Source organism: Geothrix fermentans DSM 14018, from assembly GCF_000428885.1.
Classification (GTDB): domain Bacteria; phylum Acidobacteriota; class Holophagae; order Holophagales; family Holophagaceae; genus Geothrix; species Geothrix fermentans.
Window position 1 is genome coordinate 188,361 of sequence record NZ_KE386810.1, and the last position, 19,545, is coordinate 207,905.

Consider the following 19,545-nt stretch of genomic DNA (forward strand, 5'->3'; position numbering starts at 1 on the left):
CGCTACTTGGCGAGCGCCGCGGTCACCCCGGGCAGGCCCTCGGCGGTGGGCAGGGGATCGGGCTTGCCATAGAGGACCGAATCCATCTTCTGCACCAGCGTGATCTGGTAGATCCCCTTGTCAGCGCCCATGTCGAGCTCGCCCAGGTCGGGGCTGAAGGTTTCATGCTGGCTGGTGAGGAAGAATCGGTGCTTGCCGGTGCTGAGCCCCTTCACCACCAGGCTGGTGGCTCCCTTCGGCAGCTGCTGGACCGGGATGCGGGTGCCGTCGAGGTTCAGTTCCACCGGGCCCCGCACCTTCCGGGTGAAGCGGAATACGGCCGTTCCCGCGGGGATGGGCTTGCTGGGCGCCAGGGGCACCTTGCGGCAGCCCAGGAACGAGACGGATCCCAGCAGCACCAGGGCGGGAACGAGGGGGTGGAGCTTCATGAAACCTCCGTGACCTTGATGATATGCGATCAACCTCCGCCAGGTCTCACCGGGCGGATCCCGGGAAGTTCATGCTGACTCCAGGGGAACGGCCTTCTATTCTGGGGGATTGAACCTGTGAGGTGAACCATGACCCGCGTGCTGTTCCAGACCGACAAGGGCGACATCAACCTGGAGCTCTTCCCCAAGGAGGCCCCCGGCACCGTGGCCAACTTCGTGAAGCTCATCGAGGCCGGCTTCTACGACGGCCTGGCCTTCCATCGCGTCATCCCCGACTTCGTCATCCAGGGCGGCTGCCCCAACACCCGTCCCGGCGCCTCGGGCATGCCCGGCACCGGCGGCCCCGGCTGGAAGATCAAGTGCGAGACCGCCGGCAACCCCCACCAGCACAAGCTGGGCGCCCTCTCCATGGCCCATGCCGGCAAGGACACGGGCGGCAGCCAGTTCTTCGTAGTGAATGGCGACCGCCGCAACGTCGCCCACCTGGACGGCGTGCACACGGTCTTCGGCCAGTGCGCCTCCGACGCGGACATCAAGGTGGTCCAGGCCATCCGTGCCAACGACCGCATCGTGAAGGCGACGGTGGTGGAGGCCTAGGCCTTCTTGGTTCACGCGAAAAACAGGGCGGCCCTGCCGCCCTGTTTTTCGTAGAGAAAGGAAGGGATATGGGCGAGAAGATCCGCTGTGGCTGGTGCGGGACGGATCCGCTCTATGTCACATATCACGACGAGGAGTGGGGCGTGCCCCAGCACGACGACCGGCGGCTCTTCGAGAAGCTGGTGCTGGAGGGGGCCCAGGCGGGGCTGAGCTGGATCACCGTGCTGCGGAAGCGGGAGGCCTACCGGCGGCTGTTCCACGGGTTCCATCCGGAAAAGGTCGCGGCGCTGACAGATGCCGACCTGGCCCGGATCCTGGCGGATCCGGGGATCGTCAGGAATCGGCTGAAGGTCTTCTCGGCCCGCCAGAACGCCCGGGCCTTCCTGGCTGTGCAGGAGGAGTTCGGCAGCTTCGACGCCTTCCTCTGGTCCTTCGTGGGCGGGAGCCCGAAGGTGAACCATCCCCGGACCCTCGCGGAGGTGCCCGCGACCAGCCCCGAGGCCGAGGCGCTGAGCAGGGCTCTCAAGAAGCGGGGCTTCACCTTCGTGGGACCCACGATCATGTACGCCTACCTGCAGTCCATGGGCCTGGTGGACGACCATTTGGTAGATTGCTGGCGCAAGCATCTTTAGCTCTTTTCGCGAACGCGAAAAGAGCCGTGGAACGATAAACTGGAGGTTCCGGAGTCATCGTGTCCAAGCCCTTCTACATCACCACGCCCATCTACTACGTGAACGACCGGCCCCACATCGGCCACACCTACACCACAGTGCTGGCGGACGTGATCGCCCGGTTCCACCGCATGCGGGGCGAGCAGGTGTACTTCCTCACCGGCACGGACGAGCATGGCCAGAAGGTGGAGAAGGCCGCCGCCGCCCGGGGAATCACGCCCAAGCAGCTGGCGGACGAGGTGGTGGCCAACTACACCGACCTGTGGAAGCGGATGGGCATGACCCACTTCCGCTTCATCCGCACCACGGACGCGGATCATCGCGAGCAGGTGCAGCGCCTCTTCAAGCGGCTGCTGGACAAGGGCGACATCTACAAGGCCACCTACAAGGGGCTCTATTCCGTCAGCGACGAGGCCTACGTCACGGAGACCCAGGCCAAGGAGTTGCAGGCGCAGGGCCTCGCCCACCAGCTGGTGGAGCTGGAGGAGGAGACCTACTTCTTCCGCCTCAGCGCCTACCAGGACCGCCTGCTGAAGTACTACGAGGAGCATCCGGAGTTCGTGCAGCCGGACTTCCGCTTCAACGAGGTGAAGCGCTTTGTGGAGGGCGGCCTGCAGGACCTCTCCATCAGCCGCACCAGCATCAGCTGGGGCATCCCCGTGCCCGGGGACGAGAAGCATGTCATCTACGTGTGGTTCGACGCCCTGCTGAACTACCTCACGGGCTGCCCCGGGACCAGCTGGCCCCCGGACCTCCAGCTCGTGGGCAAGGACATCCTCCGCTTCCACGCGGTCTACTGGCCCGCCTTCCTCATGGCCGCGGGCATGTTCCAGCCCACCACCATCCTGGCCCACGGCTGGTGGCTCATGGGCGAGGACAAGATGTCCAAGAGCAAGGGCAACGTGGTGCGACCCGACACCCTGCTGCGCTTCGGCAACGACGCCCTGCGCTTCTACTTCATGCGCGACATGCAGGTAGGCCACGACCGCGGCTTCAGCTACGAGGGCTTCATCGACCGCCTGAACGCAGACCTGGCCAACGGCCTGGGCAACCTGGCGTCGCGCACCCTCAGCATGATCCAGCGCTACCGGGGGGGCGTGGTGCCCATGCCCACCGCGATGGACGACCTGGACCGGGAGATGGCGCAGCAGCTTCTCGCGGTCTTCCCCGAATACCTGGAGCTGGCGCGGGCGAACAACTTCCACGGCGCCCTGGATGCCCTCTGGACCTACCTCCGGAACCTGGACGGCTACATCGTGAAGGCCGAACCTTGGAAGCTGGCCAAGGATCCCGCCAACGACCCCAAGCTGGATGCCGTTCTGGCGAACCTGTATCGGGCCCTGAGGGCCACGGCCCTGCTGGTGGCGCCCGTCATGCCCGAGATGGCCCAGACCCTCTGGGAATCCCTGGGCCACACGGATCTGGTGGGTCGGCACACCTTCCATGGCTTCGCCCTGGATGGTCCGGCCATCGGCCCCATCGGCGAACCCAGACCCCTGTTCCAGCGCATCGACAAGGAGAAGGAAATGAGCGAACTCGAGGCCTCGGCGGCCCCTGCGGAAACCAAGCCCACCCTGGACGTGCCGGAGATCCGCGAGACGGTGGACGCCGACACCTTCTTCAAGGTGGACCTCCGGGTGGGGAAGGTCCTGGAGGCGGAGCGGGTGCCCAAGAGCGACAAGCTCATCAAGATGAAGGTGGACATCGGCCTGGAGCAGCGCACCATCGTGGGCGGCATCGGCAAGGCCTACGAGCCCGCCGACCTGCTGAACCGGCTGGTGGTGGTGGTGGCGAACCTGGCGCCCCGCAAGCTCATGGGCATCGAGAGCCACGGCATGCTGCTGGCCGCCAGCGACAGCGCCAGCAAGCCCTACCTGGTGGCCCCCCCCGCTGATGCCCTGCCCGGATTCCTGGTGAAGTGAAGCGCCCCGTCTTCAGCTTCGAGGCGGAGCTCCTCACAGATGCGCCCTTCGATCTGGTGGCCGGGCGGTTGCAGGCCACCGGGCCCGAAGGCTTCCGCAGCCTGCGGGCCCTCCGGGACTGGCAGGCCCCGGTGGTCGAGGGACCGCGCGTGGTGCTCCGCTGGTCGCGGGTCCTGGCGGGCAGCGAGGAGTCGGGCGAGCTGGTCCTCTCCCCGGATCCCAAGGGCGCCCACCTCCGCCTGGAAGGCCGGCTCAAGGGCTGGACCGGCTTCGTGATGCTGGGCTGGCTGCGCTGGCGCACGGACCGCCTGCTGGACCGCTTCGTGGGGGAACTATGAAGGCTGGAAATCCCATGAAGCCGGTCCTCTGGATGAAGTCGAGCTGCACCACCTGCCGGAACGCCAGGGCCAAGCTGGCGGAGCTGGGCCTCGAGGCCGAGATCCGCGACTACTTCAAGAAACCGCTGGAGGCGGCGGAGCTGGAGCGGCTCCTGCCCGATGACCCCGCGCCCATGCTGGGGACGAAGAGCCCAAAGTACAAGGAACTCGGGCTGAAGGACCGCAAGCTGTCCAAGGCCGAGGCCATCCAGTTGATGGTCCAGGACAACAACCTGCTCAAGCGGCCCATCCTCGTGCATCCGGGGGGCGTGATCATTGGCTTCGATTCAAGCGCCTATGAGAAGCTGGTGTCCTGAGGGAGGATCCATGCGCTTCTACAGCTGGAACGTGAACGGCTTCCGCTCGGTCCTGAAGAAGGGCTTCATGGATTGGCTGGAGACCGCGGAGCCGGACGTGCTTTCGCTCCAGGAGATCCGCTGCGAGTGGGAGGAGGCGGACCTGGGCGTGCGCCGCCAGATCGAGAGCGCCTACGACGTCTGCTGGTTCCCCGCCACCAGCAAGAAGGGCTATGCCGGATCGGCCACCTTCTCGAAGAAGGACCTGGGCTTCGCCCACACCAAGGGCCTGGGCATCGACGGCTACGACGCCGAGGGCCGGATGATCGTGTCCCGGAAGGACAAGCTCGTCTTCATCGGCGGCTACTTCCCCAACGCCTCCCAGGGCTTGGTGCGCCTGCCCTTCAAACGCCAGTTCGCGAAGGACCTCGCGGCCATCGTGGCCAAGCACCACAAGGCCGGGGACCAGGTGATCCTCACGGGCGACATGAACGTGGCCCCGGAGGAGATCGACCTGGCCCGCCCCAAGGACAACGTCAAGAATCCCGGCTTCACGCCCGAGGAGCGCGAGGACTTCAAGCTCTACCTGGGCGCGGGCCTGGCGGACGTGCTGAGGGAGCGGAACCCGGATGTGCCGGGCCTCTACACCTGGTGGACCGCCCGGGGCGGCGCCCGGGAGCGGAACGTGGGCTGGAGGATCGACCTCTTCCTCGCCAGCCGCACGCTGCTGGACCGCGTGAAGGACACCCGCATCCACGCCGACGTGCTGGGCTCCGACCACTGCCCCATCAGCCTGGACCTTCTTTAGGTTTTTCCTTACTCCAAAAAGCGGGGGCCCCGGTCCGGGGCCCCCGCTTTTTGGAGCATGAAGACTACTTGATGCGCTTCAGGGACGGATCCTTCAGCATCTCGCGGGCCGTCGCGGCATTCTTGCCGTTGGGGGCGAGCTCGATGTACTTCTCCAGGTGCTGCTTGGTGCCCTTCAGGTTGTTCTCCCCGAACTCGACCATGGCCAGGAGGTAGTGGGCCTCGGCGTACTTGGCATCCACCTCCAGGGCCTTCAGCAGGTGGGCCTTGGCCTCCTTGGTCTTGCCGGCGTTGAAGGCCTCCACGCCCTTGTTGTAGATCACGTCCGGGTTGGGCCCCTGGAGGGTCTCCAGCATGGTGGTGTACTTCTGCTCGGCGGCCTTGTCGGCCTTGGCCTTGCTGGTCTCGATGAGGGCGGCAACCACCCGCTCATCTTTGGGATTCCGCTCCAGGGCCTTGAGGAGGTAGGGCTCGGCTTCCTCCTTCTTGGCGCCGGCCTGGGCCATGCAGATGCCCAGCACGCGCTCGATCTTCAGGAGCTCCGGCGCCAGCTCGGCCTTGGCCTGCTCATCCTTGAGCTTGGTCTGGGCGTCGGTCAGGGTCTTGTAGGACTTCTCCACGAAGGGGAGGGCCTCTTCGTACTTGCCCTCGTTGTAGAGAGGGATGGCGGCGTTGAAGGCGTCGCGGCCCTCCGCATCCAGCGCGGCGCCCGGATCCTCGGGCACAGTCTGGGTACCGGAGGCCTGCGGCGCCGTGCGGGCCTCGGCGGGGGTCAGCAGCGTGACGTTCTTGACCAGCACATCGGCGAGGGGGATCCGGATGGATTCCTTGTAGTCCACATAGCCTTCGGCCTTGATGGTGAGCTCGTAGTCCTTGGGATCCAGGCCCACCTGCAGGAAATTTCCCTTCGCGTCGGCCGTGAGTTCCTTGAGCCAGGCGCGGTCCAGGCGCTTCAGGATGATCTTGGCCCCGGCCAGGGGCTTGCCGTCCTTGCTCTGAACCTTGCCGCTGATGCGCCCGGTGGTCTCGGCATACAGGGACAGGCAGGCCGCCGGGATGAGGAGCGCTGAGATGAGGCGTCGCATGGGGTTTCCTCCAAACCCATCCATCGTTCCACAGGGCTGCTCCGGCGCCGAGTGCTTTTCGTCAAAATAGCGTTCTTCCGGTCTCCTGGTTCATCCCGCCGGCGGCCTTTCGAGCCGGATGCGGGAAAATCCGGCCTGTGGTAGGCTTCCGGGCAGACAAGTCCTGTAAGTGTTCGAGGTAGCCCATGAATCCAGCGGTGCCGGAAGCCTCTCTGACCGCCCTGATGCATCTCCTGGCGGAACAGGCACTTATGGCTCTCGGCGTGCCCCACCCGATGATGAAGGAGGCACCGCCGGCGAATCCGGCCGTGGCGCGGTTCTATGTGGACCTGCTTGGCGTCCTGAAGGAAAAGACCGGAGCCTCGAGGACCGACGGAGAGACCCGTGAGCTCGAGGACATCCTGTACGGCCTCCGCATGCGGCTGATGGATCTCAAGCCCGCCACGGACGCCCCTGCGGGGGGCCCCAAGTCATGAGCCCCGGCCGGATGGCGATGCGACCGATCCATGCCTTGCGCGCGATCGTCCTGGCTGGGTTCGCCGGGCTTGCCGCCCTTCAGGCGGCGCCCCCGGCGGAGGCCCCCAGGCCCGCGCCAGCCCCCGTGGCCACGGAAGCGGCGGTGGCGCTGAGCCACCGTGCCAACCACCTGTTCGAAGCCCTCGCGAAGGGCGACCCGGAGGCGGTGCGGGCCGCGCAGCTCGAGGTGGAGTCGGTGCGGCGGACCTACTCGGTCCTGGATGTCACTCCGCTCGTGGAGGCCGCGGCCCTCTGGGCCCGGCAACAGGGCCTGGCGGGCCGTCCCGCCCTGGGGCTGGAGGCCATCCAGGCGGTGGAGCGATGGGCGCCGGATCATCCCAGCCTGCTCGGAACCCGCATCGCCCTGATGCGGCAGGAGGGGCCCCGCGGATGGTTCTGGAGCTTCCCCGAGCTGATGAAGCTCACGCGTCTGCGCCTGGAGGCGCCGGCCCACCGCTGGCTCTGGCTCACGCAGCACCTGGGCATGCTGCGGCTGGCCGCCACCCTGCTGCTCTGGGGCTGGGCCCTCACCATGGGGCTGCGCTACCGGAACGTGCTGCGCCATCTCTGGGAGGAACCGCTCCAGCACAAGGGCATCAGCCCGGCCCTGGCCGCGCTGGCCGGGGCCGTGGTGCTCACCGGCCCGGTGCTCCTGGGGTTGGATCCCCTGGCCGCGGCCCTGGTCTGGCTCTTCCTGCTGGCTCCGTTCCTGACACCTTCCGAGGTGAAGGTCACGGTCTTCATCATGCTGTTCCAACTCGTCCATCCCGCCCTGGCGCTCATGGAGCCCCTCGCCGGCCGCGAACCGCCGCCCAGCATCGAAGTGCTCCAGCTCCAGCCCCGGGTCCAGCCCGTCCCCGCCTCCGCGCTGCGCCTCCTGCCTCCCACGGACCAGGCCTTCCTCCAGGGGTGGGACCAGCTCCAGAATCAGCGCTGGAAGGAGGCCGAAGAGACCTTCCAGAACCTGGTGGGCCGCCATCCGGACCAGCCTGAGGTGCTGAATAACCTGGGCGTCGCCCGGTACCACTCCGGTGATGCCGCAGGCGCCGACAAGGCCTTCGCCAGCGCCCTGGAAGCCGGTTCCCGGATGGAGATCCTCCTCAACCAGAGCATCCTCGCCTTCAGCCGGCTCGACACGGCCCTGGGCGCTTCCAAGCAGGAGGAGGCCAGAGCTGCCGAACCCGCGGACTACGCCCGTCTCATCGCGCTGAATGATGCCCGGAAGGATGTGCGCGGCTACCCCATGCCCCTCCCCGACAGCGCCGCGCGGGCCGAAGCCCTGGCGGAGGCCGCCGGTGGGCCGAACGCGGAGCGCCTGCCCCTCTCGGATCCGGCCTTCCTGGTGGCCCTCCTGCTGCCCCTCATCGGGATCTCGGCCTTCCTCCTGAGGATCCGCAGGAGCCTGCGGATGGCGCATCCGGGCCAGTGCGTCCGCTGCGGCGAGCCCTACCACACCACCGACAGCCCGGATCCCGCGGTGTGCTCGAAGTGCCACCACCTCTTCGTCCTCAGGGACGGCCTTCACACCGAGAGCCGCCGCCGGAAGCTGGACGAGGTGGCCGAGCACCAGCGCAACACGCGCTGGATCCACAAGACGCTCATCGTGCTCCTGCCGGGGTTCGACCTGGCCTTCCTGGGCGAGACCCGCGAGGCCCTGATGGAGTTCCTGCCCCTCTGCCTCGCCGTGGGCATGGTCCTCGCCACCGGCCGTTCCGTGCGGTATCCGGGCGAGATCATCCCTGATCCCGTCTCCACCTGGCTGGCCCTCGGGGCGGTCCTGGTGGGCCTGCTCTACCTCCGCTCCTGGCTGAAGCTGTTCCTGAGGAGGGCCTGAGATGGCGCTGGAAGGATCCCTCCGGGACTTCGACCTCTTCTCCCTGTTCAACATGATCAAGATCCAGGGGAAGAACGGGACCCTGGTGCTCTCCCAGGGTCAGGAGTTCGTGAAGGTCTTCTTCGAGAACGGCGAGATCGTCGGCTGCGACTCCAACCAGGTCCGCATGGAGGACCGCCTCGGCACCATGTTGGTGCGCCTGGGCCGCCTCACCGGCGAGGAGCTGCTGAGCATGGTCCAGGTCCAGCGGCAGACCCTCAAGCGCATGGGCACCCTCCTGCTGGAAGGCGGCAAGGTCACCCCCACGGACCTCCAGGACGCCCTCTTCAACCAGGCCACCGCCATCCTCCACCGCACGTTCCGCTGGGTGGAGGGGGACTACCGCTTCGACTCCTTCCTGCCCACGGATCTGGACCGGGAACACTTCGTCCCCATTCCGGTGGACACGGTGCTGATGGAGGCCGCGCGCATCCAGGATGAGTGGCCCGAGGTGGAACGTCGGCTGCCAGGTCTCGACACGCCCCTGTCCAGGTCTCCCAGGGCCCAGGCCCTGCACCTGGACATCGACCGCGAGGTCTCGTCCGTGCTGGATGGCAAGGGCCACGTGCAGGGATCCTCGGGGCTCACCCACGAGCAGGAGATGGTCCTCTCCTACTTCGATCATCCCCAGAGCGCCAGGGACATCACCCAGATCAGCCGCTACGAGGAACTGGACACCTGCAAGGCCATCGCCGATCTCCTGGAGGCCGGGCTCCTGGAACCCAACACCAGCGGCGGTTCGGTCAAGGTGGTCCGGCCCTGGGTGGAAGGGCATCCCGGCCTGGCTCCGGAGGCCTGGGAGCCGAGCCCGCTCCTGTGGCCCCTGGTGGTGCTCGGGTTCGCGATCCCCCTGGCCCTGTACGTGCCCCATCAGCGCGGATCCGTGAACCTGGGCCTGGCCAGCCTCCAGCCCGTGGATGTCCGGGTGGCCTCGGAGGAGCGGACCCGGCTCCGGCAGGAATGGGCGCTCCGCATGGCCTTCCCCAAGGACGGCGGGCTGGCGCTGGCCAAGCGGCTGAGAAACCCCCTGGACGGGAAGAACCCCGTCCCGGACCTGGCCAGTCTCCCCGATCCCATGGCCGCGGCCCCCGTGCCCGCGCCGCAGGACAAGCGATAAGGATTTCCGATGTTCGTGCACCAGCGCCAGGGCTGCCTGGAGGTGATCTGCGGCCCCATGTTCTCCGGCAAGTCCGAGGAGTTGATCCGGCGCATCAAGCGGGCCATCATCGCCCGGCAGCGGGTCCAGGTCTTCAAGCCGGCCCTGGACGACCGCTACGATGTCTCCGCCATCGCCAGCCACAGCCAGCGGAAGCACGACGCCATCCCCGTGAAGGACAGCGTGGAACTGGCGCGCCACCTGGATCCGGAAGCCGAAGTGGTGGCCCTGGACGAGGTGCAGTTCATGGACGAGGGCCTCATCCCCATCATCGAGGACCTGGCCGACCGGGGCGTGCGTGTCATCGCCGGCGGCCTGGACCAGGACTCCAACGGCGAACCCTTCGGCATCATGCCCATCCTCCTGGCCAAGGCCGAGTACGTCACCAAGCTCCAGGCCATCTGCATGGTGTGCGGCGCCCTGGCGGGACGCACCCAGCGCATGGTCCAGACCGGAGGCCAGGTGCTGGTGGGCGCCGCCGAGGCCTACGAGGCCCGCTGCCGCCACTGCCACGAGACGCCCCACGCGACGGGGAAGCGGTTGCTGGAAGGGGAGTGACTCGAAGCGCCTCAGGGCGCATGGAAAGTCAGCGGCACTTCTTTCCCAGACCGCAGAACGATCCAACCGTGCCTTGACCCCGAGGCCACGAGATCCTGCACTGCGCGGCGGGTCAAGGCCCGGCCTTTGAGGTTGCCGGCTTGGAGCAGGACATCGCCCACCCGGCACCCGGCCTTTTCCATGGGGCTACCGGGCTTGACGAGGGCGACCACCAGCTGCGGGACTGTGCCGCTGCGATCCCAGAGCAGCGGCAGCCTGCGGTTCGGTTCTCGGCGGAGCGGGAGGTTCCCGGCCTTGTCGAGCGTGAGCGTCACATGGCGGGTTACGAAATCGAAACAGACCTTGGATGCCAGCCACACATCCAGCCCGATTCTTCCGAGCTTCGTCCCCTCCTGGAAATCCACGGGTGCATGACGCCAGGTGAAGCCTCCAGCCTCGATGATCGAAATTGCCTGGATCTCGCCCGCGATGGCCACGCCCGAAACCCCCTGGGAGACCGTCTTCCCGCCTGTCCGCGTTGGACGGAGGGCAGCTGGGAGATCCAGGCCTCCGGTGCTTCCGGTATCCACCTCGGCCTCGACGGTCTGGCCCCCCATCCGGATTGGCAGGCTAGGCAAGGAGCCGGGAGAGGTCGAAAGAGGAAGTGTCGCACCCGGGCTGAAGTGGTAGCCCCACCAGATGAGCCGGTGTTCGTTAGGCTCGAGCAGAAAGCGGGTTCCGCGCAGGAATGTCATGCCCAGGATCCCGTCGACAGGCTGGTCCTGAAAGCGCCCCATCTGTGCCTGCAGGTCCATCCGGGCCGCATAGATCCCATCCCTGGTCAGGTCCCCGACCTCCACGCGCTTCAACAGCACTGATTCGGTCGGAAGGGCCTGATCAGCGATATCCCTGGCTGTGGATTCCGTATGAGGATCGTCCCAGAAAAACTCCGAGGGGACGGACTTGTCCACGACGCACCAGTCGGCGCCGGTATCGAGGATGAACCGGAAGGCACGGGAAGTGCCCGGCGTCTTCAGGGAATGGAGCGTGACGGAGACGATCGGCAGCCCGTTTTCATCCAGGACGATGGAGACCGGGCGCACGAATTTCCGCGGCTCGGCCATCAGGCTGGTGGGCAGGGTGGAGAGCAGGAATAGAAGAAGGAGCCTGGACATGGATACCAGTGGATCATGAATGGGTGATCCTGGATGGTCGGTTCCTTTTTTCCACTTCGTCAAGCCGGTCGATGACATGACAGGAATTGCGGTGGTGACAGAGATCCTGGCCCCTCTTCACCAGACCCCGCGGCGCTAGACTGGCCCCGGCGCGCTGCTGCAGCGCCGTTCCACCCCACCGCCCGAGGCTTCAGGGCATCCAGGAGGTTTCCATGGCCGGCGCCTACGCCACGTTCACTCACATCACCGACTACATGGGCTTCGAGGGGCTCCTCACCGAGGAAGAACGGATGATCCGCGAGACCGCGCGGAAGTTCGTCAACGCCGAGGTGCTGCCCATCATCGAGAAGCACGCCCAGGAGCAGACCTTCCCCAAGCACCTCATCCCCAAGATGGGCGAGCTGGGCTTCTTCGGCCCGGCGCTGCCCGAGGAATACGGCTGCATGGGGGTTTCCAACGTCGCCTACGGCATCCTCATGTACGAGCTGGAGCGCGGCGATTCCGGCCTACGGTCCTTCGCCTCCGTGCAGGGCAGCCTCGTCATGTGGCCCATCTACACCTACGGCAGCGAGGAGCAGAAGCGGTACTGGCTGCCCAAGCTCGCCACCGGCGAGAAGATCGGCTGTTTCGGCCTCACGGAGCCGGACTTCGGCTCCAACCCCGGCGGCATGCTCACGAAGGCCGTGCGCGAGCCCGGCGGCAAGTGGCGCCTCAACGGCACCAAGATGTGGATCACCAACGGCACCGTGGCCGACGTGGCCGTGGTGTGGGCCCAGACCGAGGACGGCATCCGCGGCTTCCTGGTGGAGAAGGGCACCCCCGGCTTCAGCGCCCCCGAGATGAAGGGGAAGTGGAGCCTGCGCGCCTCCACCACCTCCGAGCTGGTGCTGGAGGACGTCATCGTGGACGAGAAGGCCAGCCTGCTGCCCAACGTGAAGGGCCTGAAGGGCCCCCTGGGCTGCCTCACCCAGGCCCGCTACGGCATCGCCTGGGGCGCCCTGGGCGCTGCGGACGCCTGCTACCAGTGCGCTCTGGACTACGCGAAGACCCGCATCCAGTTCGACCGTCCCATCGCCAGCTACCAGCTCCAGCAGGAGAAGCTGGCCTGGATGGTCACGGAGATCACCAAGGGGCAGCTGCTGGTGCACCAGCTGGGCCGCCTGAAGGACGCCAAGACCTTCACGCCCGCCCAGGTCTCCATGGCCAAGATGAATAACGTGAACATCGCCCTGGAGGTCTGCCGCAAGGCCCGCACCATCCTGGGCGCCAACGGCATCCTCGACGAGTACCCCGTCATGCGGCACATGGCCAACCTCGAGAGCGTCTACACCTACGAGGGCACGCACGATATGCACACCCTCATCATCGGCCAGGAAGTGACAGGGATTCCGGCCTACCGCTGAGGTCTGTTCCATCCTCTGAAAAACGGGCCGCACGGCCCGTTTTTCAGAGCATAGAATGCCGAATGCCCAAACCCTTCCGCATCCTATCGATCGACGGCGGCGGCATCCGCGGCCTCATTCCGGCCCTGGTGCTGGCGGAGCTGGAGCGCCGGACCGGACGGGCCATCTCGGACTGCTTCGACCTCATCGCGGGCACCAGCACCGGAGGCATCCTGGCCCTGGGACTGGCGCTCCCGGGTGATGGCGGCCGCCCCAGGTACGCCGCCCGGGATCTGGCGGACCTCTACCTCAAGGAGGGGGGCCGGATCTTCGACGAGAGCCTCTGGCGGCGGCTCACCAATCCCATGGGGCTGCGGGCCGCGAAATACCCGTCGGATGGCCTCGAGGGCGTGCTCGCGCAGTACTTCGGGGAGTCGCGGCTGAAGGATGCCCTCGTGGAGGTGCTGGTGACGGCCTACGACCTGGAGAAGCGGGACGCCTTCTTCTACCGCCGCCGCCGGGCGCTGGCAGACCCGCGCTACGACGTGCCCATGCGGATCGCCGCCCGGGCCACCAGCGCCGCGCCCACCTACTTCGAGCCCCTCCTGGTGCCCTGGCCCGGCGACCGCGACGTGCTGGTGGATGGCGGCGTCTTCGCCAACAATCCGGCCCTGTGCGCCTACGCGGAGGCGCGGCAGACCCTGGCTCAGGCCGGGAAGGCCGGGGAGGACATCCTGCTGGTCTCCCTCGGCACGGGCATCCACGCCACGCCCTACCGCTACGAGGACGCGAGGGGCTGGGGCGTGGCGGGGTGGGCCCGGCCCATCCTGGACGTCATCTTCGATGGGGTGGCGGACACCGTGGACTACCAGCTGCGCCAGCTCCTGCCCCCCGGCGCGGACGGGGGGCCCCGCTACCTCCGCTTCCAGACCGACCTCGACGCGGGCCTCAGCGAGATGGACGACGCCAGCCCCGGCCACCTCGACGGGCTCCAGCGGGCCGCCGAGGGCATCCTCCAGCGGCAGGCCGCGGAGGTGGACCGGCTCACGTTGATGCTCAGGCCTTGACCGGCTGGGGCTTCTCCGTCCGTACCACGAGCACATCGCAAGGCGCCAGCCGCACCACGCGGGCGGCTGTGCTGCCGAAGAGGAGCCGCTCCAGCGTGGAGTGCCCCACCTGGGCCACCACCAGCAGGGTCTGCGGATTGGCCTCGGACACCAGCTCCTCCGCCGGTCCGCCCCACTTCACAATGACCTCGGACTTCCCATAAGGCTTCGCCCAGGTCTCCAGCTGCTCCCGCGCGTGATCCTCCATGCTCTTCAGCCAGGCGGGGTCGGGCAGGGCGATCTGGGCCTCGGGCAGCATGGGCGCCGGGGGCTGGAGCACATGCATGGCCACCAGGGGCACGCCCATGCGCCCGGCCCAGGTGCCGGCCCGTTCCAGGGCCTGCCTCGAGGCTTCAGAGAAGTCCACTCCCACCAGTACCCGCGTGATCACGGCGGCCTCCGTCGGACGCCACCAAGATACGTCCAGGTCATCGATCGGTGCCGTTTTTTTTCAGGGGGACTTGAAATACGAGTTGAAACACCTAAAATGGATCCAGGAGGCACCATGATCACGCTTCGACCTGCGGGAGCCCGTGGCCACTTCGATTTCGGATGGCTCGACACCCGCCACACCTTCTCGTTCGGGGAGTACTTCGACCCCGAGCACATGCAATTCCACGCCCTCCGGGTGATCAACGAGGACCGCGTGCAGCCCGGCAAGGGCTTCGGCACCCATGGCCACCGGGACATGGAGATCCTCACCTGGGTGCTCTCGGGTACCCTCGAACACCGCGACAGCCTGGGCACCCACGGCGTCATCCGCCCGGGCGAGGCCCAGGTCATGAGCGCCGGAACGGGCATCCGGCACAGCGAGTTCAACCCCTCAGCCTCGGAGCCGGTACACTTCCTCCAGATCTGGATCCTGCCCGGCGAGCCCGGCCTTGCGCCCCGCTACGACCAGGTGGCCTTCTCCGAGGACAGCCTGCAGAACCAGTTGCGGCTCATCGCCAGCCCCGATGCCGCCGACGGCTCCGTCAAGCTCTTCCAGGATGTGCGGATCTACGCCGCCCGGCTGGATGCGGGCCGTGAGGTGCAGGCCGCGATCCCGCCCGGGCGCGCCGGCTTCCTCCATGTGGCCAAGGGCTCCGTGACGCTCAACGGGACGGCCATGGCCGCGGGGGATGCCGCCCGCATCGAGGGGGAACCCTCCCTCACCGTGGCGGCCGGATCGCCCGCCGAAGTCCTGTTCTTCGATCTCGCCTGAGGTATGACCATGACCCTCAAACCTGTCTCCGTTCTCGTCCCCGGCCTCCCCACGGAGGACGGCAACCGCGTGCCCCTCACGCGCCTGGTGCCCGGCCAGGGCAAGCGGGGCGCCGAGGCCTTCCGGGCCCTGGATCCCTTCCTCCTCATGGACCACTTCGGGCCCATGGTGCTGCCTCCTGGGACGGACGCGGGCTTCCCGCCCCATCCCCACCGCGGCTTCCAGACCCTGACCTACCTCCTCCAGGGCGCCTTCCGGCACCGGGACAGCACGGGCGGGTCCGGCCTGCTGCAGCCCGGCGGCGCCCAGCTCATGAACGCGGGCGCGGGCATCGTCCACGAGGAGATGCCGGTGCCCGAGCACCTGACCCTAGATTCCGGGGCACGCACGCGTGACCCGGGGGAGACCGGTGGGGCCATCGAGGGCGTGCAGCTCTGGATCAACCTGCCCAAGGCCGAGAAGGGCTCGAAGCCCGGCTATACGGACCTGCAGCCCGAGTCCATGCCGTGGAAGGAGCTCCCCGGCGGACGGATCCGCGTGCTGGCGGGCACCTGGGCCGGTGTGACCGGCCCCGCCCGCACGCCCGCGAAGGTGGCCTACGCCCACCTGGAGCTGGAGGCCGGCGCCCGCTTCGAGCATGCGGTCCCGGCCGGGTGGACCGCGGCCGTGGTGCCCCTGCACGGCTCTGTCCGCGTCGAAGGCACGGACGTGCCGGCCGACTCCGTGGCCCTGCTGGGCGAGGGGGAGGCCCTGGCCGTCGAGGCCACCGCGCCCGTCAGCCTCATGCTGCTGACGGGGGAACCCATCCGGGAGCCCATCGCCCACTACGGCCCCTTCGTGATGAACACCTACGACGAGATCGAGCAGGCCATCCGGGACTACCAGGAGGGCCGCATGGGGTACCTCGACTGATCAGATCGGCTTCGCTTCCAGCTTCCGGCCCAGGGTGAACTTGCCCTGGGCCAGCTTGTGGATGGCCCGCGCCAGGGCCTCGCGGCTGCAGGCCAGCTCGGTGCTCCAGGCCTCCAGGGGCAGCTCGCCGCCCTCGGGGTGGGCCATGACCCAGGCCTCCCACAGGGCTTCCAGGGCCGCGGCATCCGGTTCCTGGCGGTCGCGCCAGCTGCGCTCCTGGGGGCGCTTCGGTTCGTAAAACGATTGGCTGCGCAGCTTGTCGGGCAGGAAAACCTGCTCCCGGTCGTAGTCGTCGTGGGAGTAGTGGTAGCCCACGCCCCGGCCGGCCTTGCGGGCGGTGGCCGTGTGGGCGTCGCGGATGGATTCGGGGATGGGCGCGTCATCCGCCGCCAGGGCCGCGTCCACGGCCAGGACGGTGGCGTTGCTCTTGGGCGCGTTGGCGGTGTAGATGACGGCCTGGGCCAGGGGGATGCGGGCCTCGGGCCAGCCGATCTGCTCCACAGCCCGGCTGGCGGCCTCGCAGAGGATGAAGGCCTGGGGATCGGCGTTGCCCACATCCTCGGCGGCGCAGACCATGAGGCGCCGCGCGATGAAGCGGGGATCCTCGCCGCCGCGGATCATGCGACTCAGGTAGTAGAGCGCCGCGTCCGCATCGGAGCCCCGCAGGCTCTTCTGGAAGGCGCTGGCGAGGTCGTAGTGGCCGTCGGCGCGGTCGAACATCATGCGGCCGCCCAGGGCGCCCTGGAGGGACTCCAGGTCCGGATCCGGCATCTCCATCCAGGTCTCCAGGCCCGAGAGCGCCGAGCGCAGGTCGCCGCCGGCCCAGTGGGAGAGCCACTCGAAGACCTCCGCCGGCTCAGGCTCGCCGGCGCGCTCCTTCGCCCAGGCCCGCTTCAGCACCTGCTGGATGTGGGCGGGCTCCAGGGCCTTGAGGGCGATGAGCTGGCAGCGGCTGCGCAGCGCCGGGTTCAGGTAGAAGGCCGGGTTCTCCGTGGTGGCGCCGATGAGGATGGCCTCGCCGCGCTCCAGGAAGGGCAGGAGGATGTCCTGCTGCGCCCGGTTGAAGCGGTGGATCTCGTCCAGGAACACCACGGGCGGCACGCTCCGGAACAGGGGCATCTCCCGGCTCTCCTGGAGGAACTTCTTCAGTTCCGCCGCGCTGCCGGAGACGCCCGAGAACTCCATGAAGCCGTGGCCCGTGGCTTCCGCCAGGATGCGGGCCAGAGTGGTCTTGCCCGTGCCCGGAGGCCCCCACATGACCATGGAGGGCAGGCGCCCTCCGGCCGTGAGCCGCCGCAGGGCGCCCTTGGGGCCCAGCAGGTGGGCCTGGCCCACCACCTCGTCCAGCGTCGAAGGTCGCATGCGTTCGGGGAGCGGGGTGGCGTGGCTCACGGCCTCCAGCCTAGCGCGACCGGCGGCTTGGGGTGCGTGGGGAGCCGCCCGCCGGGCCCCAGGCGAGGTAGGCTGGTCCCATGGACACCCTCCCCGCCTACGAACGCGATCCCTACGCCACCGCATTGGAGACCCGCGTGCTGCGCACCGGGGCGGAGCAGGGCCGCCCCTTCGCCATCCTGGAGGACACGATCCTCTACCCGGAGGGAGGCGGCCAGCCCGCCGACCGCGGCACCCTCAACGGCACCGCTGTGGTGGATGTCCAGAAACGCGACGGCGAGATCCGCCACTACCTCGCCGCTCCGGTGGTGGAAGGTCCGGCCTCCCTGGAACTGGACTGGCCCCGCCGCTTCGACCACATGCAGCAGCACACGGGCCAGCACCTGCTCACGGCCGTGGCCCAGGACCGCTTCCAGTGGGAGACCACGGCCTTCCACCTGGGGGCGTCGATCTGCGACATCGAGCTGTCGGCTTCCTCCATGTCGCTGCGCGACATGGAGCAATTGGAAGAGAAGGTAGCCGATGAGATCCGCGCGCATCGCGAGATCTCGGCCCGGCGGGTGAGTCCGGAGGCCTACAAGCTGGAGGCGGTGCGCTCGCGCGGCCTGCCCGAGGGGCATACGGGGGACATCCGGCTGATCCAGATCGCGGGGGTGGACCTGAACACCTGCGGCGGCACCCACCTGCGCCACACGGGCGAGATCGAGGCCCTGAAGCTGTTGGGCACGGAGTCGATCCGCGGGGGGACGCGGCTCTTCTACGTGGCGGGAAGGCGCGCCAGGCTGCGCCTGGACGCGCATGAACGGCGCACTGCGGGGCTGCGCGCCCTGCTGGGCGCGCCAGACGAGGACCTGGTGTCCGTCCTCCAGGGCAAGCTCGATCAACTCCAGACCGCGGAGCGCCGGGCGCGGAAGCTGGAGGAGGAGCTGGCGGAGATGCAGGCTTCGGCCCTGGCCCTCCGGCCGGAGGCCCTGGTGGAAGCCCATTTCGAGGACCGCGACATGGCCTTCCTCCAGAAGCTGGCGCGCCAGGTGCTCGCGGCGGACCCGGGGAAGGCCGTGTTCCTCACAGCCGCGGCGGGAGGGCAGGGCCTCTTCCTGCTGAGCGCCGGGGAGGCCTGCGGGCTGGATGTGCCCGCCCTCGGGAAGGCCGTGGCGGCGATCCTGGGCGCCAAGGGCGGCGGCTCGGGCAGGACCTTCCAGGGCAAGGCGCCGGATCTGAAGGCGCGGGCCGGGGCCCTGGCCCGGCTCCGGGAGGGCTGACCCATGGGTCTCGGTGAGGTGCGGGTCGCGGGGTTCCTGAAGCTGCTGGCCTGGGGCCTGGCGCTCTACGCAGGCCTCTGTCTCGTGGCCTTCCTGGCCCAGCGGCGCATGATGTACTTCCCGGACCGCGAGCCCGAGCCGGAGGCCGTCGAGCGGGCCGTGGGCGCGCGCGTGGTGCCCTGGCGGGACGGGAAAGGGGGTGTGCTCGGCTGGCGGCGGGCGGCGAGGTCGGAGGCCCCCCGGGTCCTGGTCCTGCACGGCAACGCCGGCGATGCCCTGGGCCGTCTGGACTACCTGCCGGTGATCGAGGCGGCGGGCTTCGAGGGGGTGCTGCTGGAATACCCGGGCTACGGCCCCCGGGAGGGCGAGCGCTCGGAGGCCTCGCTGGTGGCCGATGCCCGGGCGGCGGTCCGGCAGCTGAAGGCGGAGTCCAGCGCGCCGGTGATCCTGCTGGGCGAGAGCCTCGGAACGGGTGTGGCGGCCCAGGTGGCCGCCGCCGACCCCAAGCTGGTGGCGGGGCTGCTCCTGGCGGCGCCCTTCGCCCGGATGAGCGAAGTGGCCGCCCGCCACTACCCGTACCTGCCCATGAAGCTGATCCTGCGGGACCGCTGGGACAGCCTGGAGGCCATCCGCAGCTACCGCGGCCCCGTGGCGGTGGTGATCGCCGGGCAGGACGAGGTGGTGGGCGCGGACCAGGGCCGGCGCCTGGCCAAGGCCTGCCCGGGCCCTGTCCGCCAATGGGAGCTTCCCCACGCGGATCACAATGGCCTGCCCAGGGCTCCGGGCCGGCCGCCCTGGTCTGAGGCCCTGGCTTTCCTCCGGGGACGGGCCGGGATGGGACAATAGG

Annotated in this window: 21 protein-coding genes; 16 read left to right on the forward strand and 5 right to left on the reverse strand. The window is 68.4% G+C overall.

The annotated features are described in order from the left end of the window. Positions 1–2 precede the first annotated feature (2 nt). The gene (locus G398_RS0111380; RefSeq protein WP_026853678.1) at positions 3–428 is read right to left on the reverse strand and encodes a hypothetical protein; all 426 of its coding nucleotides are present in this window, start codon (positions 426–428) and stop codon (positions 3–5) included. Positions 429–557: 129 nt separating this feature from the next. Between G398_RS0111380 and G398_RS0111385 the strand changes: the two genes are divergently transcribed. From G398_RS0111385 to G398_RS0111410, 6 genes are all read left to right on the forward strand, one after another. Then, positions 558–1,025, forward strand: a complete 468-nt coding sequence (locus tag G398_RS0111385; RefSeq protein WP_026853679.1) for a peptidylprolyl isomerase — start codon at positions 558–560, stop codon at positions 1,023–1,025. 68 nt (positions 1,026–1,093) lie between these two features. Next, on the forward strand, positions 1,094–1,657 hold the full coding sequence (locus tag G398_RS0111390; RefSeq protein ID WP_026853680.1) for a DNA-3-methyladenine glycosylase I: 564 nt from the start codon (positions 1,094–1,096) through the stop codon (positions 1,655–1,657). A 59-nt stretch (positions 1,658–1,716) separates the two neighbouring features. Next, complete coding sequence (gene metG / locus G398_RS18015; protein WP_043484876.1) at positions 1,717–3,618, forward strand: methionine--tRNA ligase; 1,902 nt, start codon at positions 1,717–1,719, stop codon at positions 3,616–3,618. Then, positions 3,615–3,956: a hypothetical protein gene (locus tag G398_RS0111400; RefSeq protein WP_026853681.1), complete on the forward strand. Its 342-nt coding sequence runs from the start codon at positions 3,615–3,617 to the stop codon at positions 3,954–3,956. The genes metG and G398_RS0111400 overlap by 4 nt, the downstream gene beginning before the upstream one ends. A 14-nt stretch (positions 3,957–3,970) precedes the next feature. Then, positions 3,971–4,312 carry an arsenate reductase family protein gene (locus G398_RS18020; RefSeq protein ID WP_052571865.1) on the forward strand — a complete coding sequence of 114 codons (342 nt, stop codon included), beginning with the start codon at positions 3,971–3,973 and terminating at the stop codon, positions 4,310–4,312. Between the two features lie 10 nt (positions 4,313–4,322). Beyond that, entirely contained in the window at positions 4,323–5,099 is a 777-nt protein-coding gene (locus G398_RS0111410; protein WP_026853682.1) for an exodeoxyribonuclease III, read from the forward strand. A 64-nt stretch (positions 5,100–5,163) separates the two neighbouring features. Here the strand turns inward: G398_RS0111410 and G398_RS0111415 are convergent, their stop codons facing one another. Then, a complete protein-coding gene (locus G398_RS0111415) occupies positions 5,164–6,183 on the reverse strand; it encodes a carboxypeptidase-like regulatory domain-containing protein (protein ID WP_026853683.1) in 1,020 nt (339 codons plus the stop codon). Between the two features lie 185 nt (positions 6,184–6,368). Here G398_RS0111415 and G398_RS0111420 point away from each other — a divergent pair, with 185 nt between their 5' ends. Genes G398_RS0111420 through G398_RS0111435 form a run of 4 tightly spaced genes read left to right on the forward strand, consistent with a single transcriptional unit; the run spans position 6,369 to position 10,286 of the window. Then, positions 6,369–6,659 carry a DUF1844 domain-containing protein gene (locus G398_RS0111420; protein WP_026853684.1) on the forward strand — a complete coding sequence of 97 codons (291 nt, stop codon included), beginning with the start codon at positions 6,369–6,371 and terminating at the stop codon, positions 6,657–6,659. A gap of 35 nt (positions 6,660–6,694) precedes the next feature. Further along, on the forward strand, positions 6,695–8,533 hold the full coding sequence (locus G398_RS0111425; protein WP_157492396.1) for a tetratricopeptide repeat protein: 1,839 nt from the start codon (positions 6,695–6,697) through the stop codon (positions 8,531–8,533). Position 8,534: 1 nt separating this feature from the next. Further along, complete coding sequence (locus G398_RS0111430) at positions 8,535–9,689, forward strand: DUF4388 domain-containing protein (RefSeq protein WP_026853686.1); 1,155 nt, start codon at positions 8,535–8,537, stop codon at positions 9,687–9,689. Between the two features lie 9 nt (positions 9,690–9,698). Next, on the forward strand, positions 9,699–10,286 hold the full coding sequence (locus G398_RS0111435) for a thymidine kinase (RefSeq protein ID WP_026853687.1): 588 nt from the start codon (positions 9,699–9,701) through the stop codon (positions 10,284–10,286). A gap of 11 nt (positions 10,287–10,297) precedes the next feature. Here the strand turns inward: G398_RS0111435 and G398_RS0111440 are convergent, their stop codons facing one another. Beyond that, on the reverse strand, positions 10,298–11,440 hold the full coding sequence (locus G398_RS0111440; RefSeq protein WP_026853688.1) for an aspartyl protease family protein: 1,143 nt from the start codon (positions 11,438–11,440) through the stop codon (positions 10,298–10,300). 212 nt (positions 11,441–11,652) lie between these two features. Between G398_RS0111440 and G398_RS0111445 the strand changes: the two genes are divergently transcribed. Together G398_RS0111445 and G398_RS0111450 are read left to right on the forward strand one after the other, a co-directional pair. After that, positions 11,653–12,843, forward strand: coding sequence for an acyl-CoA dehydrogenase family protein (locus G398_RS0111445; protein ID WP_043484878.1), 1,191 nt, complete (start codon positions 11,653–11,655; stop codon positions 12,841–12,843). Positions 12,844–12,905: 62 nt separating this feature from the next. Beyond that, a complete protein-coding gene (locus G398_RS0111450; protein ID WP_026853690.1) occupies positions 12,906–13,889 on the forward strand; it encodes a patatin-like phospholipase family protein in 984 nt (327 codons plus the stop codon). Here G398_RS0111450 and G398_RS0111455 read toward each other — a convergent pair. Beyond that, positions 13,879–14,319, reverse strand: coding sequence for a universal stress protein (locus G398_RS0111455; RefSeq protein WP_026853691.1), 441 nt, complete (start codon positions 14,317–14,319; stop codon positions 13,879–13,881). The genes G398_RS0111450 and G398_RS0111455 overlap by 11 nt on opposite strands. 114 nt (positions 14,320–14,433) lie before the next feature. Here G398_RS0111455 and G398_RS0111460 point away from each other — a divergent pair, with 114 nt between their 5' ends. Beyond that, positions 14,434–15,132 (forward strand): pirin family protein, encoded by a 699-nt coding sequence (locus G398_RS0111460; protein WP_026853692.1) that lies wholly within the window; start codon positions 14,434–14,436, stop codon positions 15,130–15,132. A gap of 9 nt (positions 15,133–15,141) precedes the next feature. Further along, positions 15,142–16,044 carry a pirin family protein gene (locus G398_RS0111465; RefSeq protein ID WP_043485159.1) on the forward strand — a complete coding sequence of 301 codons (903 nt, stop codon included), beginning with the start codon at positions 15,142–15,144 and terminating at the stop codon, positions 16,042–16,044. Here G398_RS0111465 and G398_RS18025 read toward each other — a convergent pair whose 3' ends face one another. Beyond that, entirely contained in the window at positions 16,045–17,436 is a 1,392-nt protein-coding gene (locus G398_RS18025) for a replication-associated recombination protein A (protein WP_211229083.1), read from the reverse strand. It abuts the gene before it with no gap. A gap of 80 nt (positions 17,437–17,516) precedes the next feature. On the opposite strand from G398_RS18025, the gene G398_RS18030 reads away from it, so the two are divergent. Both G398_RS18030 and G398_RS18035 read left to right on the forward strand, forming a co-directional pair. Next, positions 17,517–18,698 carry an alanyl-tRNA editing protein gene (locus G398_RS18030; RefSeq protein WP_052571867.1) on the forward strand — a complete coding sequence of 394 codons (1,182 nt, stop codon included), beginning with the start codon at positions 17,517–17,519 and terminating at the stop codon, positions 18,696–18,698. Between the two features lie 3 nt (positions 18,699–18,701). Continuing rightward, positions 18,702–19,544: an alpha/beta hydrolase gene (locus G398_RS18035; protein ID WP_052571868.1), complete on the forward strand. Its 843-nt coding sequence runs from the start codon at positions 18,702–18,704 to the stop codon at positions 19,542–19,544. The last annotated feature ends 1 nt before the right edge of the window (position 19,545 follow it).